This window comes from Sphingomonas sp. SAFR-052 (assembly GCF_051965015.1).
GTDB lineage: Bacteria > Pseudomonadota > Alphaproteobacteria > Sphingomonadales > Sphingomonadaceae > Sphingomonas.
This window is the reverse complement of the sequence record NZ_JBQCMO010000015.1, coordinates 1-20,160: the sequence shown is the minus strand read 5'-3', so window position 1 is coordinate 20,160 and position 20,160 is coordinate 1. Positions and strand designations below refer to the sequence as shown.

At 67.2% G+C, this 20,160-nt stretch carries 6 protein-coding genes; 3 read left to right on the top strand and 3 right to left on the bottom strand.

What is annotated here, in order from left to right; translation table 11 throughout:
• The first annotated feature begins 1 nt into the window (after position 1).
• Together ACTHQV_RS18065 and ACTHQV_RS18060 are read left to right on the top strand one after the other, a co-directional pair.
• Positions 2-15,841 (top strand): type I secretion C-terminal target domain-containing protein, encoded by a 15,840-nt coding sequence (locus ACTHQV_RS18065; protein WP_440492134.1) that lies wholly within the window; start codon positions 2-4, stop codon positions 15,839-15,841.
• Positions 15,842-16,063: 222 nt separating this feature from the next.
• Positions 16,064-17,230 carry a nucleotide sugar dehydrogenase gene (locus ACTHQV_RS18060; protein WP_440492133.1) on the top strand — a complete coding sequence of 389 codons (1,167 nt, stop codon included), beginning with the start codon at positions 16,064-16,066 and terminating at the stop codon, positions 17,228-17,230.
• Positions 17,231-17,279: 49 nt separating this feature from the next.
• On the opposite strand, the gene ACTHQV_RS18055 is transcribed toward ACTHQV_RS18060, so the two are convergent.
• From ACTHQV_RS18055 to ACTHQV_RS18045, 3 genes are all read right to left on the bottom strand, one after another.
• Positions 17,280-17,924: a helix-turn-helix transcriptional regulator gene (locus tag ACTHQV_RS18055; protein WP_440492132.1), complete on the bottom strand. Its 645-nt coding sequence runs from the start codon at positions 17,922-17,924 to the stop codon at positions 17,280-17,282.
• Positions 17,925-18,064: 140 nt separating this feature from the next.
• Positions 18,065-19,444: a tetratricopeptide repeat protein gene (locus ACTHQV_RS18050; RefSeq protein WP_440492131.1), complete on the bottom strand. Its 1,380-nt coding sequence runs from the start codon at positions 19,442-19,444 to the stop codon at positions 18,065-18,067.
• A 181-nt stretch (positions 19,445-19,625) separates the two neighbouring features.
• Positions 19,626-19,787: a hypothetical protein gene (locus tag ACTHQV_RS18045; RefSeq protein WP_440492130.1), complete on the bottom strand. Its 162-nt coding sequence runs from the start codon at positions 19,785-19,787 to the stop codon at positions 19,626-19,628.
• A gap of 66 nt (positions 19,788-19,853) precedes the next feature.
• On the opposite strand from ACTHQV_RS18045, the gene ACTHQV_RS18040 reads away from it, so the two are divergent.
• Complete coding sequence (locus tag ACTHQV_RS18040; RefSeq protein WP_440492129.1) at positions 19,854-20,087, top strand: hypothetical protein; 234 nt, start codon at positions 19,854-19,856, stop codon at positions 20,085-20,087.
• The last annotated feature ends 73 nt before the right edge of the window (positions 20,088-20,160 follow it).

The following is a 20,160-nucleotide window of genomic DNA, read 5'->3' as shown; positions in this document are numbered from 1 at the left end:
GATGGCGAACTATAGCGGCACCACCGGTGGCGACAATTATTCCGGTACCTCCTCGGACGACAGCATCGCCGGCAATGGCGGCAACGACACGCTGTACGGCAATGCCGGGAACGACAGCATCGACGGCGGCGACGGCAACGACGTGCTGTACGGCAATGACGGCAACGACACCGTGCGCGGCGGCTTAGGCGACGACTGGATCGAGGATTATCGCGGCAGCAACGTCCTTGATGGCGGGGCCGGCAACGACACGTTCAACTGGGTCAGTAGCATGGGATCCGATGGTGTCGGTGGCGCCGATACCATCACCACCGGGGCGGGTCGCGACACGTTGCGCGTCGATGGCTATGGCGTCCGCAATTTCCCGCTGAGCTTCCTGGCCGATACCGTCACCGACTTCACCACCGGTGCGTCGGGCGACGTCATCGACCTGTCCGAAGTCGTCAACGACCTGATCGGCTATAGCGCGGGCAGCAACCCGTTCCTCACCGGGTTCCTGTCGGCGGTGCAGTCGGGCAGCGACACGCTGATCCGCGTCGACATCGACGCCAGCGGCACGGCGCATGGCATCAAGACGCTGCTGGTGCTGAAGAACGTCACCGCCACCGCGCTGGTCGCGACCAATTTCGCACCGAGCTGGAGCCCGACCGGGGTGGGCGAGACGATCACCGGCACCCCGCTCGCCGATACGCTGACCGGCACCGATTCCAACGACCTGATCGACGGCGGCGCCTTTGCCGACCGGATCGATGGCGGCGGCGGCAACGACACGATCCGCGGCGGATCGATGGGCGACACGCTGATCGGCGGATATGGCAATGACTCGATCGATGGTGGCGATGGGGGTGACTCTATCCTTGGCGGCGTCGGCAACGACACGCTGATCGGCGGTGCCGGCGACGATATCTTCGAGGACAATGCCGGCGCGAACCTCATCAATGCGGGAGCGGGCGACGACGAGATCCGCTATGTCGGTGTCGGCCGCGGCGAAGCGGGCGGCGCGGATACGATCACGCTGGGGGCCGGCAATGACACGCTGACGATCGATGGCTACGGTCTCTATGCCTATCCGTCGAACCAGCATACCGACATCGTCACCGACTTCGTCGCCGGTGGCGGCGAGAACCGCGACGTCATCAACCTGAACGACGTCGTCTATTATCTGTCGGGCTGGGATTCGAGCACCAATCCGTTCGCGACCGGCTTCCTCCGGCTGCTTCAGTCGGGCAGCAACACGCTGCTGCAATATGATCGCGACGGGGCGGGCACCGGCTTTGGCTGGGTATCGGTGCTGCAACTGAACGGCGTGACCGCCAGCGCGATGACCGCCGCCAATTTCATCGGCTATGCGCCTGCCGACAAGGGCTATGTCCTGACCGGCGGCGAAGGGCGCGACGTGCTGAACGGATCGCTGGTCGCCGATACCCTGTCGGGCGGCGTCGGCGACGACGTGCTGAGCGGCGATTCCGGCAATGACAGCCTCGACGGCGGGGCGGGCAACGACACGCTGTACGGTGGCGGCGGCAACGATACGGTCGCGGGCGGCGACGCCAACGATACGCTGTACGGCAATGCCGGCAACGACAGCCTGGTCGGCGGCGCGGGCAACGACTATTTCAGCGATACCGAGGGCAACAATACGCTGGTCGGCGGCGATGGCGACGACCGGTTCGACTGGGTCGGCTATGGCGCCGGCGCGGATCGCTTCGTCGGCGGGGCGGGGCGCGACACGTTCCACACCTATTATTACTATGCCAATCAGGGCGCGGACACGATCGCCGGGTTCGAAGGCGGCGCGGGCGGTGATGTCGTCGATGGTTATTGGAACTTCTCCGGCCTCGCCACTGGTGCCAACCCGTTCACGACCGGGCATTTGCGGCTGCTGGCGAGCGGCAGCAACACCCTGCTCCAGATCGACCAGGATGGCGGCGCGAACAACTGGGTGACGTGGCTGACCTTTGAGGGGATCGCACCCTCGGCCTTCACCCGCGACAATTTCACGCTGGGCTTCGCACCGAACGGTCAGGGATTGGTGCTGAGCGGCAGCGCGCTGGCGCAGGAGATCAACGGCACCAATGACGGCGACACGATCACTGGCCTTGGCGGCAACGATACGCTGAACGGCGGCTCCGGCGCGGACAGCATCGATGGCGGCACCGGCGACGATTATCTCTATGGCGGCTATCAGAACGACGCGCTGCTGGGCGGCGACGGCAATGATTATGTCGATGGCGGCGAAGGTGACGACGATGCCGAAGGTGGCGCGGGCGACGATCGGCTGTACGGGCAGGGCGGCAACGACACGCTGTCGGGCGATGCCGGCAACGACTATGTCGATGGCGGGTATGGCGACGACAGCCTGATCGGCGGTGATGGCGACGACACGATCGAGGCGATCTATGGCAACGACACGGTCGTCGCCGGCGCGGGCAACGACAGCGTGCGCGGTGGCTATTACAGCTATGCCGGCAATGTGACGGTCGATCTGGGCGATGGCGACGACACGTTCGGCAGCGAATATGGCTATGGCGGGTCGGTCGATACGGTGACCGGCGGGGCCGGGCGCGATACCTATATCCTGTCGGCCTATCCGACGACGAACGCCAACCTGACCGTCATCACCGATTTCGCGACCGGCGCCGGTGGCGACCGGCTGCAGATCGACACCGGCTATTTCTACAACTGGGACCCGTCGACCAACCCGTTCACCGCCGGCTATCTGCGCTTCACCACCGACAGCGGCGCGGTCATCCTGCAGGTCGACAACGACGCCGGCGGCACCGGCTATGCATGGCGGACGATCGCCCGGTTCGAAGGGGTGACGAACCCGGCGGCCTTCACCGCCGACAATTTCACGACGTGGTATCGCCCGGGCTTTGCCGGCGCGACGCTGACCGGCGATGCCAATAACCAGCGGATCGACGGCACGCCGATGGGCGACACCCTTTCCGGGCTGGGCGGCGATGACTCGCTCTATGGCGGCACCGGCAACGACAGCATCGATGGCGGCACCGGCAACGACTATCTCGACGGGGGCGAGGGCAACGACACGCTGATCGGCGGGGCCGGCAACGACACGCTGATCGGGCAGGGTGGCAATGACAGCCTGTCGGGCGGCGATGGCGACGACGTGTTCAGCAGCTACGAACAGGGCAACGATACCTTCGACGGCGGGGCCGGGGACGACAGTTTCGGCTATTCGTACGGCGACGACAGCTTCGTCGGCGGCGATGGCGACGACAGTTTTGGCGACTATTACGGCGCGGACACGTTCAGCGGCGGCGCGGGCGACGACCGGTTCGATTATGTCGGCTATTATCAGGGCAATGACAGCTATAGCGGTGGCACCGGGCGCGATCGCTACAACCTCTATTACCTGTTCAACCAGACGCCGATCGTCAGCACGATCACCGATTTCGCCACGGGCAGCGGCGGCGACCTGATCGTCCTCGATCAGGCCGGGCTGTCGCTGGGTGGCGGCACCGGCATGGATGCGACCAAGCTGATCTCGGGTGGCTGGATGCGGCTGCGCCAGGTCGGCAGCGATACCGCGATCGATTTCGACCAGAATGGCGGCGGCGACAATTTCCAGCAATATCTGCTGCTCAAGAACGTCACCGCGACCGCGCTGACCGCCGACAATTTCACCCCCGACCTGCGCTCGACCGGCGTCTATGCGGTACAGAGCGGCACGACCGGCGCCGACAGCTTCACCGGCGCGGGCCGCGACAATTATTCGGGGCTGGCCGGCAACGACACCATCAACGGCGCCTATGGCGACGACACGCTCTACGGCAACGAAGGCGCGGACTCGATCAGCGGCGGCGAGCGCAACGACCAGCTGATCGGCGGTGCCGGCAACGACACGCTCGACGGCGGCGAGGATAATGACGCGCTCTATGGCGAAGGCGACAACGATCAGCTCTCGGGCGGCGCGGGCGACGACTATCTGAACGGCGGTGCCGGGCTGGACACGCTGGTCGGCGGCACCGGTGACGATAATCTATTCGGCGACAGCGAGGCCGACAGCCTCGACGGTGGCATCGGGCGCGATACGCTGGACGGCGGTGCCGGCAACGACACGCTGTCGGGTGGCGACGGCAACGATCGGTTCGACGATTGGCAAGGTGCCAACAGCGTTGTCGGCGGGGCGGGTGACGATTACTTCCGCTATGTCGGTTACGGCACGGCGACCGGCACCGACACCAGCACCGATACGCTGACCGGCGGCGATGGCCGTGACAGCTATGAACTGGGCAGCGTTTCCCCCGGCAATCTGACCGCGGCGCGCATTACAGATTTCGCCACCGGTGCAGAAGGCGACATGGTGTTGCTCGCACCCTTGACCGGCTATTGGACCGGCTATGTCGCGGGCAGCAATCCGTTCGCGACGGGCTATTTGCGACTGGTGGTCAGCGGCAGCGACCGGGTGTTGCAGGTCGACTGGAACGGGGCGACCGGCGGCGCGACCTGGGTCGACCTCGTTACCTTCGCCGGCAAGGCGGGTGCGACCTTCACCCGCGACAATTTTCGGATTGGCGATCAGGGTTATGATCCGACTGCGACCGGCATCGCCATCACCGGATCGGCCCATGACGATGTGATCGCGGGCACCGGCGACGGCGATACGCTGAGCGGCGGTCTCGGCAATGACACGATCGACGGAAACAGCGGTCACGACGCCGTGACCGGCAGCGATGGCGACGACTGGTTATATGGCGAACAGGGCAACGACACGCTGTCGGGCGATGCCGGCAACGACAATCTGCGTGGCGGGGCCGGTAATGACAGCCTGGCCGGCGGCGAGGGTCGGGATTCGATCTTTGGCGATACCGAAAACGACACGCTGATCGGCGGCGACGGTGCCGATACGCTCGATGGCTCCTATGGCGACGATTCTCTGTCGGGCGACGCCGGCAACGATACGCTCGACGGATCCTACGGCAACGACACCGTACTTGGCGGGGCGGGCAATGACCGCCTGTATGACGGTGCCGGCAAGAACGTCCTCAATGGCGGCGACGGCGACGATTATTTCGACTATGTCGGCTATAGCGACGGCAGCAACGCGTCCGACAATACGATGACCGGCGGCCTCGGCCAGGATCGCTATGTCCTGTATAACACAACCAACCTCGGCAAGCTGACGATCACCGATTTCGCGACCGGGGCGAATGGCGATGTGTTCGATCTGGCGGTGCTGTTCGGGCAGCTTCAGAACTATAACGGCACGGTTAACCCGTGGACCGACGGGCATCTCCGCCTGACCGCCGATGGCGGTACCGACACGCTGTTGCAGATCGATCGCGATGGCGGCGGCAATGCGTGGTCGACGATCGTCCGGTTCCAGAACGTCCTGCCGGCCGCGTTCCAGACGGCGAACTTCACCGGTGGCTGGAGCATCGACGGCACCGGCCAGTCGTTGCAGGGCAGCGACGGCGACGACCGGGCCAGCGGATCGAACGATGCGGATACGTTGGCGGGCGGTCTTGGCGACGATACGCTCGGCGGTGGCAACGGCAATGACAGCATCGTCGGCGGAGCGGGCAATGACTCGCTGAACGGCGACAATGGCAACGACACCATTCTCGGTGACGCCGGCAACGACCGGATCGATGGCAATTATGGCAATGACAGCATCGTTGCCGGTGCGGGCAACGATACGGTCGAAGGCTCCTACGGCAACGACACCATCTTCGGCGGGGCGGGTGACGACCGCTTGCAGGACGGTGCGGGCAAGAACGTCATCGATGGTGGCGATGGCGACGATTATTTCGACTATGTCGGCTATAGCGACAGCGGCGATCCGACCCAGAACACGCTGACCGGTGGCCTTGGCCGCGACACCTATGCCTTCTACACCTATCACCTGCGCTATCCGGCGGCGGGGACCGGGGTGACGGTCATCACCGACTTCACCGCCGGCACCGGGGGCGACATCATCCGCCTCGACGGCAGCTACATGACCGGGCTCGACGGCGGCAATCCGTTCGAAACCGGCCATATGCGGCTGTTGCAGGACGGCGCCGACACGCTGTTGCAGGTCGATTACGACGGCACCGCCGCCGCGCTTGGGTGGCAGACGGTCGCGCGGTTGCAGAATGTCGTCGCGACGGCACTCAACTACGACAATTTCGCGAACGGCGTAGGCCCGGTCGGCGTGGTCCGCACCGGCACGCAGCTTGGCGACGATATCGACGGCACCGGCAGCCCCGACCGGATCGACGGGCTGGGCGGCGACGACACGATCGAGGGCGGTCTGGGTCGCGATACCATCACCGGCGGCGCGGGCCGCGACCGGATCGATGGCGGACAGGGCGACGACAGCCTGTCGGGCGGTGACGGCAATGACTGGTTCAACGACCAATATGGCCAGAACACCGTGTCCGGCGGCGATGGCGACGATACGTTCAGCTATGTGCGCGGCATCGTGTCGGGCGATGCCGGCGACGATTATTTCGACAATGTCGGCTATGACACCATCGTCGACACGCTCGACGGCGGGGCGGGACAGGATGTGTTCCGCCTGAACGGCTATTATCTGCGCTATGGCGACGGCACCGCCGACGTCATCCAGAACTTCACCGCCGGGGCGGGCGGCGACGTGCTCGACGTGTCGCAGGTCGTCAATTATTTCAGCAACTACACCGCCGGCCAGAACCCGTTCCTGACCGGACATATGCGCTTGCTGGGCGCGTCGGGCGAGTTGTTCCTGCAGGCCGATTTCGACGCCGCCGGCACGTCGACCGGTTGGAAGACGATCGCGATCCTGCGCAACATGGACACGTCGGTGTCCGAGGAACTGACCCTCTACAACTTCACTCCGTCGATCTCGCCGAGCGGTATCGGCCTGCTGATCCAGGGCAGCGAGGCGGCGGACTCGCTGCCCGGATCGAACTCGAACGACACGATCGAGGGGCTGGGCGGCAACGACACGATCGACGGCAATGGCGGCGACGATTCCGTCTTGGGCGGGGCGGGCGACGACCGGATCGAGGGCGATACCGGCAACGACACGCTGCTGGGCGATGGCGGCAACGACACCATCACCGACGTGACCGGCACCAACCGGATCGAGGGTGGCGCAGGCAACGACTATCTGAGCGGCAACGGCACGCTGCTGGGTGGGGCGGACAACGACCAGCTGTTCGGTTCGGGATCGCTCGACGGCGGTGACGGCAACGACGCGATTTCGATCTACAGCGGCAGCGCGGCGGGTGGGACCGGCAACGACACGCTCGACGCAAGCTCGGCGGGGGCGGGTGTGCAGATGACCGGCGATGCCGGCAATGATAGCCTGCGCGGATCGGCGCTGGCCGACCGTCTCGACGGCGGCGCCGACAGCGACACGATCGACGGTGGTGCTGGCGCCGATACGCTGCTGGGCGGGGCGGGCGACGACATCCTGTTCGCCGGCGCCGGTGCCGACAGCGTCGACGGTGGCAGCGGGTCGGACGTGGTCCGCGTCGCCGGGCGGATGGCCGATTTCAGCATCACCGCGGGGGCCAATGGCACCACGATCCTGACCGACCTGCGCAGCGGCAGTCCGCTTGGCACCGACACGCTGTCGGGGGTCGAGCTGCTCCAGTTCGACGACGACGAATATGCGCTGGTCAGCACGCCGGGCATCTTCTGGCAGGATTCGGCCGGTATCGACGATCGCATCCCCAATGCGACGATCACCTCGGCCAATCTGGCCGGCGACGACACGCTCTATGGCAATTCGGGCTTCGACATCATCGATGCCGGGTTCGGCAATGACTCGGTGCGTGGTGGCGTCGGCAACGACGTACTCTACGGCCAGTCGGGCCGCGACACGCTGGAGGGTGGCGAGGGCAACGACACGCTGTGGGGCGGCACCGGTCAGGACGTGCTCGACGGTGGCGACGATGCCGACTGGCTGTATGGCGAGGGCGGATCGGACACGCTGCGCGGCAGCACCGGCAACGACCGGTTGGAGGATAGCCTCGGCAGCAACCGCCTGTCGGGCGATGCCGGTGACGATACGCTGATCGGGACCGGCACGCTGGAGGGCGGCATCGGCAACGATGCGCTCTCGGGCAGCGGGCTGCTCGACGGTGGCGTCGGCAATGATAACGTGTCGGGCGACGGCACGCTGATCGGTGGCGACGGCGTCGACACGCTGTCGGGGTCGGGGACGCTGCTCGGCGGGATCGGCAACGACGCGATCGGCATCGTGTCGGGTGCTGCCTATGGTGAGGCGGGCAACGACACCCTTTCCACCGCCTATCCGTGGAGCGGGCCGGTCACCATGGACGGCGGTGCGGGCGACGATCGCCTGATCGGCTTCTATGGCACGCGCGAGACGCTGCTGGGCGGCGACGGGTCGGACACGCTGTCGGGCGGGCGCTATCCGGGCGTATCGAGCGATAACGACAGCCTCGATGGCGGTGCGGGCAACGACACGCTCGACGGCGGTGACGGTGACGACACGATCGTTGGCGGCGGCGATTACGACGTGGCGCTGTACAGCGGGACGCGCGCCTTCGCCTCGGTCATCCGCGACGGCAATGGCGGCTATATCGTCGCCGACAACCGTGACGGGCGCGGTGTCGACGGCACCGATCAGGTGCGCGGCATCACCACGCTGCGCTTCACCGATCTCGATTTCGACGTGACCGCCGCCAACACCGGCATCGTCGTGTCCGGCACGACTGCGCCCGACAGCCTGACCGGCACCGCGTTCGACGACAGCATCGCTGGTGGCGACGGCAACGACACGATCGACGGCCTGGCCGGCAACGACCGCATCGTCGCCGGGATCGGCGCGGACAACGTCGCCGGCAGCGCCGGCAACGACGTGCTCTATGGCGAGGCCGGGTCCGACACGATCGACGGCGGCATCGGTGCCGACTGGATCGACGGCGGCACGGACGGCGACAGCATCGCCGGCGGCGACGGCAACGACACCATCGTCCAGAGCGCGGGCGCCGACACGATCGACGGCGGCGCGGGCGACGACCGCATCACCGACTATGACGACAATGGCAACATCCTGTCAGGTGGCGACGGCAACGATACGATCGGCGGCAGCGGCACGCTGCTGGGCGGCCTCGGCAATGACAGCATCACCGGCAGCGGACTGCTCGACGGCGAAGCGGGCAACGACACGCTCAGTGGATCGGGGCTGGTGCGTGGCGGCGACGGCAACGACGTCGTCTATGTGTCGAGCGGCAGCGGACAGGGCAATGACGGCAACGATACGCTGTCGGGCTATGTCTATAGCGACCTGCTGCTCGACGGCGGATCGGGCGCGGACTCGATCTCGGGCGGCTATGGCAGCGACACGCTGCTCGGCGGTGCGGGCGACGATACCATCTGGGCCGGCGGCGGGGCCGATACCGTCTATGGCGGGTCGGGCTTCGACAAGCTGGTCTATAACGGCCGCCGGTCGGACTATAGCATCGTCAACAACAGCGACGGCAGCATCACCGTGCAGGACCTGCGCGGCGGCAGCCCCAACGGCACCGACCGCGTCTATGGCGTCGAGCTGCTCCAGTTCGACAGTGGCGACGAACAGACGCTGCCGGGCAGCAATGTCGGGCTGGTGCTGACCGGGACCGCGTTCGACGACATATTGATCGGCGACAGCGGCAACGACACGATCAACGGCCTGGCCGGCAACGACCGCCTGGGCGGCGACGACGGCAACGACATCATCGATGCCGGGGCGGGCAACGACGTGCTGACCGGCGATTCCGGATCGGATACGCTGACCGGCGGCACCGGCAACGACTATATCGACGGCGGCACCGGTACGGACTCGATCAGCGCGGGCGACGGCAACGACACCGTCTATGGCGGCCTTGGCGACGATACGATCGATGCCGGCGCCGACGCCGATCTGGTCGAGGATTATGGCGGGTTGAACCGCATCCTCGGCGGGACCGGCAACGACACGCTGAACGGCAATGGTTCGCTCTATGGCGGCGACAATGACGATCGCATCTATGGCACCGGGCTGTTGTCGGGCGATGCCGGCAACGACAGTCTTACCGGCTTCGGCACGCTCGACGGCGGGACCGGCGCGGACACGCTGCTGGTCGGGACCGGCGGTACCGGTACCGGCGGCGCGGGCAACGACACGCTGTCGGGCTGGTCGCCGAGCGGGATCGACGGCGCGCAGACGCTGGACGGCGGGGCCGACAACGACGCGATCTATGGCAATTGGGGCGCCGACAGCCTGATCGGCGGCACCGGCAACGACTGGCTGTCGGGCGGCGATGCCAGCGACACGCTGGTCGGCGGCGATGGCGAGGATACCGCTTCGTTCGAGCTGGCGCGCGAGACCGCATCGGTCGTCCGCGACGGCAATGGCGGCTATTTCGTCGTCGACAATCGCCGCAACCTCGGCACCGATCGCCTGTCGGGCATCGAACGGGCGAGCTTCACCAACGCCGCCTTCGCTTTGTCGGCGACGACGGCGGGCATGGTGTTCACCGGATCGGCGGGCAACGACACGCTGACCGGCACCGAACTGGATGACTCGATCAGCGGCGCGGGGCTGCCCGTCGGGGTCACCGCGCCGGCCAACGGCATCGACGATCCCGATCAGGACAAGGGCGACGACCGCCTGTTCGGGCTGGGCGGCAACGACCGCATCTTTGGCGGGCGCGGGGCCGACCTGATCGACGGCGGCGTCGGCTATGACGTGCTCGACGGCGGGGCCGACAACGACACGCTGCTGGGCGGCAGCGACGACGACCAGCTGTTCGGCGGCGCGGGCAATGACAGCCTCGATGGCGGTCTCGGCAACGACACGATCGATGCCGGCAGCGGCAACGACCGCGCCGATGGTGGCGAGGGCGACGACTATATCACCGGCAATGGCGGCACCGACGAACTGATCGGTGGCACCGGCCGCGACACGCTCTATGGCGACGGCACCTTGAGCGGCGGCGAAGGCGACGACGTCCTGTCGGGCAGCGGCCAGTTGCTGGGTGAGGCCGGCAACGACACGATCTGGATCGGATCGGGCAACGCGCTGGGCGGTGACGGCAACGACGCGATCACCGGCTATGGCGTGTTGCGCGGCGAAGCGGGCAACGACGTGCTCGGCGTCTATACCGGTGCTGTCGGCTATGGCGATGCCGGCAACGATACGCTGTATGGCACCTCGCCCAGCGGCATCGACGGCGCACAGACGCTCGACGGTGGCGAGGGTGACGACGCCATCTACGGCAATTATGGCGAGGATTCGCTGCTCGGCGGCGGTGGTGCCGACTTCATCTCGGGCGGTGCAGGTAACGACGTTATCGATGGCGGCAGCGGCGGCGACTTCCTGGCGGGCAATGGCGGCAACGACACGATCGACGGCGGCGGATCGGGGGCGCTGACCCCGGATATCGTCCGCTATTACGGCAATCGCAACGACTTCACCGTGACCGAGAGCAACGGCGTCGTCACCGTGACCGACAACCGCCCCGGATCGCCCGAGGGCACCGACACGCTGACCAATGTCCGTGTGCTGCGTTTCGACGATGCCGATTACATCGCCAAGGCCAATCCGGGCGTCTATCTGCGCGGCGGATCGGGCAACGACACGATCGGCGACATCACCACCGGTTCGTCGTCGGGCGTGGTCAACGTCACCAATCCGTCGGGGCCGCGCTTCGCCGGATCGGGCGACGACACCCTTGAGGGCCAAGGCGGCAATGACTCGATCCGCGGGCTGGCGGGTGAGGACAGCATCCTCGCCGGTGCCGGCAACGATAGCATCGACGGCGGGACCGAAGCCGACCGCATCTATGGCGAGGCGGGCGACGACCTGCTCGACGGTGGCGACGACGACGATCTGGTCGTCGGCGGCACCGGTAATGACTCGATCCTCGGCGGCATCGGCGAGGACATTCTGGCCGGCGGCGACCTGACCATCACCCAACCGGTCGATCCGGTCACCGGGCTGCCGGTGGGTGGTCCGGTGCTGAGCGTCGAGACGATCGGCGGCGGCAACGACACGCTGCGCGGCGGCGGCGACGACGACAGCATCTATGGCGGTTCGGGCCTCGACAGCCTGTTCGGCGATGCCGGCAACGACCTGATCTATGGCGGCATGGATGCCGACACGATCGACGGCGGCACCGGCGACGACGCGCTCTATGGCGAGGATGGCAACGACATCCTGACCGGCGGTTCTGGCATCGACACGCTGTCGGGCGGGGCGGGCAACGACCTGCTCACCGGCTTCGGCGTCCTGTCGGGCGATGGCGACAACGACACGCTGACCGGTGGCGGCACGCTGTCGGGCGGCGACGGGGCCGATATCCTGACCGCGGGCAGCGGCAACGACCTGCTCGACGGTGGCGAGGGCGACGATACGCTGACCGCCGGCGACGGCAGCGATACGCTGATCGGCGGGGCGGGCACCGACCGCGCCATCATCGGCGGAGCGCGCGCCAACTTCACCGTCGCGGTCGGCGATGGCGGCTTGTACGTCATCGACAATCGCGGCGGCGACGGCACCGATTTCCTGACCGGCATGGAGACGATCCAGTTCGCCGACGTGACCCAAGGGGCGGTTGGTGGCAGCGTGCTGCACGGCGACGACGGCGCCAATGCCCTGACCGGTACCGCGCTCGACGATTACATCCTCGGGGAATCGGGCAACGACACGCTGATCGGCGCGGCCGGCAACGACCGGATCTTCGGCTATAACGACGATGACTCGATTGCGGGTGGTGCCGGCTATGACGCGCTGTTCGCCGGGGCCGGCAACGACACGGTCGATGGCGGCGACGACGACGATCTGATCGACGGCTTCGACGGGGCCGACAGCCTGATCGGCGGGGCCGGCAACGACACCGTCACCGGCGGCTTCGGCAACGACACCATCGATGGCGGCACCGGCAACGACGTGCTGGCGGGCGACGCCAATCACGACAGCTTGGCTGGTGGTGTGGGCAACGATACGCTGGGCGGCGGATCGGGCGACGATACGCTCGACGGCGGGGCCGACAACGACGTGCTGAGCGACAATGACGGTGCCAACCGCATGGATGGTGGTGCTGGCAACGACCTGCTGTCCGGGACGGGCACGCTGCTGGGCGGGCTCGGCAACGATCAGCTAAGCGGATGGGCCAATGCGTGGCTCGACGGCGGGGTCGGCGACGACACGATCGCAGGCAGCGGCGCGAACCTCTATGGCGGCGACGGCAACGACCGTATCACCGGATCATCGGGGACGGACACGCTGACCGGCGGCGACGACAGCGGTGCCGATACGTTGGAGGCAGGCGCGGGCAACGACGTACTGCTGGGCGGTGCCGGCGACGACCGGTTGGTCGGCGGCGGCGGCAACGACCGGATCGATGGCGGCAATGGCTATGACATCGCCGTCTATTCCTCGGTCCGCGCCGACTATACCATCACCCAGGAATCGCCGGGCGTGTTCCGCGTCGTCGACAATCGTGGGGGCCTGGGTCCCGACGGCGACGATACGATCACCGGCGTCGAATTGCTGCGCTTCACCGATCAGGATCTGGTGCCCAGCGACGGCAATACCGGCATCGTCTATGACGGCAACGACGCGCCCGACAATCGTGTGGGTGGCGAGGGCGACGACACGCTGCGCGGCTTTGGCGGCAACGACACGCTGGATGGCGGGTCGGGCGGCAATGACAGCCTCGACGGTGGCAACGGCAACGACATCCTGATCGGCGGTATCGGCAACGACATCCTCGACGGTGGCGACGGCATCGACACGATGACCGGCGGCACTGGCAACGACCTCTACCGGGTGGAGGATGCGGCCGATGTGATCGTCGAGGCGGTGAATGGCGGCATCGACACGGTCGAGGCCGACCTGCCCGGCGGATCGGTGGCGACGATCAGCACCTATTCGATCGCGTCGCTGACCAATGTCGAAAACCTGACCTATACCGGGGGCCTGCGCTTCGTTGGCACCGGCAATGCGCTGGCCAACGTCATCACCGGCGGCGCGCTGGCCGATACCCTGAGCGGCGGGGCCGGCAACGACACGCTGATCGGCGGGACCGGTGCGGATTCGATGATCGGCGGCACCGGCGACGACACCTATGAGGTCGATCTATCGACCGATATCGTCGTTGAATCCTCGGGCGGCGGCACCGACACGGTCCGCACCGCGCTCGGTAGCCTGACCATCGCTTCCTTCGCGAACGTCGAAAACCTCGTCTATACCGGCACCGCCAGCTTCGTCGGCACCGGCAATGCGTCGAGCAACCGCATGACCGGCGGCGCGGGCAACGACACGCTGTCGGGCGGGTCGGGCAACGACACGCTGGACGGTGGCGCCGGCGTCGACCGTCTGGAAGGGGGTGCCGGCAACGACACCTATCTCGTCGACACCACCACCGACACGCTGGTCGAATTGTCGGGTGGCGGCACCGATACGATCGTCACCGGCCTGACAAGCTGGACGCTGGCGCTGTATTTCGAAGCGGTCACCTATACCGGGACCGCGGCGTTCACCGGCACCGGCAATGCATCGGCCAACACCCTGACCGCGGGCAGCGGCAACGATACGCTGCGTGGCGGGGCGGGCGACGACAACCTCATCGGCGGGGCGGGCAATGACTCGCTGGTCGGCGAGGGCGACGACGATACGCTCGACGGGGGTGCCGGCGACGATACGCTCGAGGGTGGGCTGGGCAACGACGTCTATGTCCTCGACGGCAACGATGTGCTGGTCGAGGCGGCGAATGCCGGTCGCGATACGGTGCGCACCGCGCGCAGCAGCTATACGCTCGCCGCCAATTTCGAGAGTGTCGTGTTCACCGGCACCGGAGCCTTTACCGGCACCGGCAACGAACTGGCCAATGCGCTGACCGGCGGCAGCGGTAACGACCTGCTCTATGGCCTGGTCGGCAACGATACGCTGAACGGCGGCATCGGCGCCGACACGATGGACGGCGGCGTCGGCAACGACACCTATTATGTCGACAACATTGCCGATGTGATCGTCGAGGCGACCGGCGGCGGCACCGACACGGTCGTGACCTCGCTGGCCAGCTTCACGCTCGCCGCCAATTTCGAAAGCCTGAGCTATAACGGCACCACCGGCTTTACCGGCATCGGCAACGACGTCGCCAATGCCCTGACCGGCGGTAAATATGCCGACTCCCTGACCGGTGGTGCAGGCAACGATACGCTCAGTGGCGGGGTCGGTGTCGACACGATGACCGGCGGCACCGGCGACGACAGCTATGTCGTCGACAATGCCGGCGACGTGATCGTCGAGGCGGCGGGCGAGGGTGCCGATACGGTGACCACCTCGCTGCTCAGCTACACGCTGGGTGCCAATGTCGAGAAGCTCGTTTATTCGAGCAGCAAGGCCTTTACCGGCGTCGGCAACACCCTTGCCAATATGATCACGACCGGCAGCGGTGCGGACCTGTTGCAGGGCCTCGACGGCAACGACACACTGTCGTCGGGCAGCGGCAACGACACGCTCGAGGGTGGCGCAGGCAGCGACGTGCTGACCGGCAACACCGGCGGCGACGTGATGACCGGCGGCGCGGGGGCGGATCGCTTCGTCTTTACCAAGGTCAGCGATTTCGGAACCGGCGATCTGCTCGACCGGATCACCGATTTCGTCGCGGCGGACGGCGATCGCATCGACCTGGCAGCGATCGACCCGTCGAGCGCCAGCGGGAACCAGGCGTTCACCTTCATCGGCACCGCTGCGTTCACGACGACGACCCATACGACGTTCGAGTTGCGCTATCAGGCGGCCGCCGACGGCTATCTGCTGGTGCAGGGCGACAGCAACCGCGATGGCGTCGCCGACTTCGCGTTCCTCGTCTACGCGACGTCGCTCAGCGCGGGTGATTTCGTGCTGTAACGGGTCGGGAGCGGTCGGTGCTTTTTCTCGGCACCGGCCGTTCGGACCGACGTCGCTTTTTTGCAATGCAACATCTTCAGGTTCGAAAAACCCGAATTTGCTCCGGATCGAAGCGCTTCGCCCTGTGCGACGCCGCAGCCAAAGGGGTTGTTGCGTGCCCGTTCCGGGGTTAGGCGGTTTCCCATGCGGCTATGCGCCGGGCGGGCAAAGGGTGCTACGAACATGAAGATCGCGGTTTTCGGACTTGGCTATGTCGGCATGTCGAACGCGGTGCTGCTCGCGCAGCACAACACGGTCGTCGCCGTCGACATTTCGGACGACCGCGTCGCGCTGGTCAATGACCGCAAATCGCCGATCGTCGATGCCGAGCTGGAACGCTTCCTCGCCGAACGCACGCTCGACCTGACCGCGACCACCGATGCCGCGCAGGCGCTCGACGGCGCCGACTATGTGATCGTCGCCACGCCGACCAATTACGACGTCCAGACTGACAAGTTCAACACCAGCTCGGTCGAGGCGGTCATCATCAAGGCGGCGGCGGCCGCGCCGAACGCGACGATCATCGTCAAGTCGACGATTCCCGTCGGCTTCGTCGATGAAGTCCGCCAGCGGCTGAACGCGCCGAACGTGGTGTTCAGCCCCGAATTCCTGCGCGAAGGCCGCGCGCTGTACGACAATCTCCACCCGTCGCGGATCATCGTCGGCGAACGGTCGGAACGCGCGAAGATCTTTGCCGACCTGCTGCTGCAGGGTGCGGAGAAGAAGGATGCACCGATCCTGTTCACCGACAGCCGCGAGGCGGAGGCGATCAAGCTGTTCGCCAACACCTATCTCGCGATGCGTGTCGCCTTCTTCAACGAACTCGACAGCTATGCGATCGCCGGCGGCATGGACACCAAGCAGATCATCGAGGGCGTCGGCCTCGATCCGCGGGTCGGCATGCACTACAACAATCCGAGCTTCGGCTATGGCGGCTACTGCCTGCCCAAGGATACCAAGCAGCTGCTCGCCAACTATTCGGAAGTGCCGCAGAACCTGATCCGCGCGATCGTCGATGCGAACCGCACCCGCAAGGATTTCCTGGCCGACCAGATCATCGCGCGCCGCCCGAAGAAGGTCGGCGTCTATCGCCTGACGATGAAGGCCGGATCGGACAATTTCCGCCAGTCGTCGATCCAGGGGATCATGAAGCGGGTGAAGGCGAAGGGGATCGAGGTCGTCGTGTACGAACCGACCCTCGACGAGGATAATTTCTTCGGGTCGAAGGTCGTGAAGGACCTCGACGCGTTCAAGGCGGAGTGCGACGTGGTGATCGCGAACCGCGCCGCCCCCGAGCTGGCGGATATCGGCGACCGGCTGTTCACCCGCGACATCTTCGGTTCGGACTGATCGGTCCTCTGCCGCCGCGTAAGGGGTTCAACGCGGCGGCAGAAGCCTATTACCCCCGCCCGATCCGCGTGAGCAGGCTGACCAGGTCGGACTGGCGCGACACGCCGGTCTTGGCAAAGATGTGGCGCAAATGGACGCGCAGCGTCGTCTGGCGGCAATCGCGCGCCGCCGCCGCCGATTCCAGCGAGTGCCCGGCCATCAGCAGCGCGGCGAGCGCGACTTCGCTGGGGGTCAGGTCGAACGCCTCGCGCCAGAGCTGCGTCGCCGGTGCCGGACGCTCGGCCGGGTCGATCAGCGACACCACCGCTGCGCCGGGCGTCGCGTGCAGCAGCCGCATGGCCCATGGCACCGGCCGTGCGATCAGGATCAACGGCGTGCGGCCGGGCGCGGGGTGATAGCGCAGCGCCGCCGCCTCCGGGGCGATGCGCGCGGTCGCGCGGGCGAGGGCGGCCTCGATCCGCGCCTGTTCGCACGGCAGCAGCGTCCAGCGCGCCACCCCGTCGGCACCGGTGACCAGCAGCGCGTCGCAGGCAGGCGTGGTGCGCAGGATGCGCCCGGTGGCGTCGAAGAGCGCGCCGGCCTCGTCCGCCTGATCGACGCGCCCCTGCCAATACAGGTCGCGGCCGGGATCCCCCGATCCCTGGTCCGCGACCTTCCCCCAATCGGTCGAAACGACCGTGCGTACCCCCGTCATATGGCTCCCCCGAACCGGTCGTTACCGAGGGGTGAAGGCTAAGCCCGCCGCAGCGGAATCGTCCGGTGGCAAGGTGTCGCAAAGCGTCGCATCGGGTGGTGGCGCCGCGGAATCGGTGTAGAATCAGCCGGATCGCCCGGTCAGGTGGGATCGATCCGCGGCTGTGCGAGTGCACTTAGCGTGGCATCGATCGCCCGGTCGCCGGCATAGCGCGCGCGGATGCGGCGGACGAATCCGGCCGACCCCCATTGTTCGCCGCGCGCCCGCGCATCGTTCAGGATCGTGACCAGCGTCGCCCGGTCGCCCGCCACCGCCGCGACGAAGGCGGGCCAGCTATGGTCGGGCGGGTCGTCATTCTGGGTGATCGCCACCGCGCGGCTGAGGATCACCGCATAGGTCGCGGCCGGGCCGTTGCCGGCGCGCCGGTCGCTGTCGATGGTCCGCTGGAGCGCGGTGCTGTAGGTGATGAGCTCGGGCTCGCCCCGCGCGCGGGCGCGGGCGGCGAGGTGGCGGGCATAGCCGGCAAGGTCGCCCTCGGCGAGCGCGGTGACGCTCAGCGCGTCATGGACGCTGGCCAGCGTCGGATACTGGCTGGCGACGGTGGTCAGCAGCGCCTGCGCCTGCGCGGTGCGCCCCGCCGACCACAGTCCCCAGCCATAATCGGCGAGCAGCCACGGCGCGCCGGGCGCCAGCGTGCGCGCGGCGTCGAATTCGCGCTGGGCGGCGGCGTCCTCGCCATTGTCGGCGAGGATATTGGCATACCAGAGATGCGCCAGCGGATCGCCCGGAGCGTGGCCGATGGCGCGGCGGAACAGCTCGCCCGCCAGCTGCGGCTTGCCGTCCCACCAATAGGCGATGACCCCGTCGACCCGGTCGGCGACCGCCGAGCGCGGGTCGATCGCCCGCGCCGCCGCCGCCGCCGCCCGCGCCCGACCGATGCTGAGCGTGTCGGAGGCCGAACCGAATTCGCGGGTCAGCAGCCATGCCTCGGCCAGCGCCTCCTGCACCTCGACATTGCCGGGATGGGTCTGGGCGAGGCGGGTGAGCACGGTGATGGCGGCGTGGAGCCGCGGGGCGCTGCGCATCGCCACGTCGTCGCGCGCGGCAACGAAACGGGCATGGGTCGCCGCGTCGAGCCGATCGGTCGAGGGGCCGATCCAGTCGATCGCGGCGACGCTGATCCCGAGCAGCGCCAGCGCGCCGAGCACGATCGGCCAGCGCCGCGGCGGGGCGGGGCGGGGCAGCGCCAGCGGGTTGGAGGCTGGCGGTGGAGCGGGGGGCGCTGTGGGCGGCGGGTCGGCGGGCGCGGGGTCGGGCGGCAGCGCCTCCTGTCCCGAGATCCAGGCGTCGAGTTCATGGGCCAGCGCATAGACGCTGCGGGCACGCCCGCCGGGCAGGGCATGGATCGGCAGGCCGCGCTCGCGTGCCCAGCGGATCGCGGTCGAGCGGTCGCGGCCGAGATAGGCGGCGATCGACTTCCACCCCTCGATCCGTCGTGCCGCTTCCCCGCCCTGCGCCATCGTGTCGCCACCCCCCGGCTTTGCTACTCGATACCGGGTACGCCACGGACCGTCCAGCGAGGGGGCGGGCAAAGGTGACGAAGGTGCCACGTAACGCATGGTGCGCGGGGTGTGCGGGGTGGGGGACAGGCATCCGGCCGGACCGGCCGAGCATGACGGGGGCGGGGCGTGTAGGAAAGGGTTAGGTGGCCTGTGTCTGCAGACTGGCGAGGATACGCTCGATGACGAGGTCGAGGTCGATCCCGCCACCAAGCCGCATTTCGGCGAGACTTTCGGCGATCGATGCGTCGAGCGCTGCCAGCAGGGCGGGATCGGCGGGGGGCGGTGTGTCGTTGGCGGGCATGGGGCGGCAGGCTATCGTGTCGAGATCGGATCGGGAAGACGGACCGGTCGAGCAAGGGAAAGCGTCATGACGACGAAGCCGGAAGGCGGTGACGCAGGCGATGACCTCGCCCGGATCGACGCGGCGATCGCGCGGGGGCTGGCCGATGCCGAAGCGGGTCGGGTCACGCCGGAGGAGGAGGTGTTCGATCGGCTCGAAGCGAAATATCGGGCGATGCCCCGGACCGGTGTCGATCGGGAGGCGCTACGGGCGGAAATCAATAGGCGGTACGGCAACAGCCTGCGTTATCTAAAGGACTAGGTCGCGTGGACAAAATCAGGTCTTGTGTTGGGGCGCGGCTTAAAAGGCGGACGATCGCCCATCAAGATGCCGA

Coding starts and splice junctions, on each gene's coding strand:
- ACTHQV_RS18055 (WP_440492132.1), bottom strand. CDS start 17,924: ATGACGGGGGTACGCACGGTCGTTTCGACCGATTGGGGGAAGGTCGCG.
- ACTHQV_RS18040 (WP_440492129.1), top strand. CDS start 19,854: ATGACGACGAAGCCGGAAGGCGGTGACGCAGGCGATGACCTCGCCCGG.
- ACTHQV_RS18045 (WP_440492130.1), bottom strand. CDS start 19,787: ATGCCCGCCAACGACACACCGCCCCCCGCCGATCCCGCCCTGCTGGCA.
- ACTHQV_RS18065 (WP_440492134.1), top strand. CDS start 2: ATGGCGAACTATAGCGGCACCACCGGTGGCGACAATTATTCCGGTACC.
- ACTHQV_RS18050 (WP_440492131.1), bottom strand. CDS start 19,444: ATGGCGCAGGGCGGGGAAGCGGCACGACGGATCGAGGGGTGGAAGTCG.
- ACTHQV_RS18060 (WP_440492133.1), top strand. CDS start 16,064: ATGAAGATCGCGGTTTTCGGACTTGGCTATGTCGGCATGTCGAACGCG.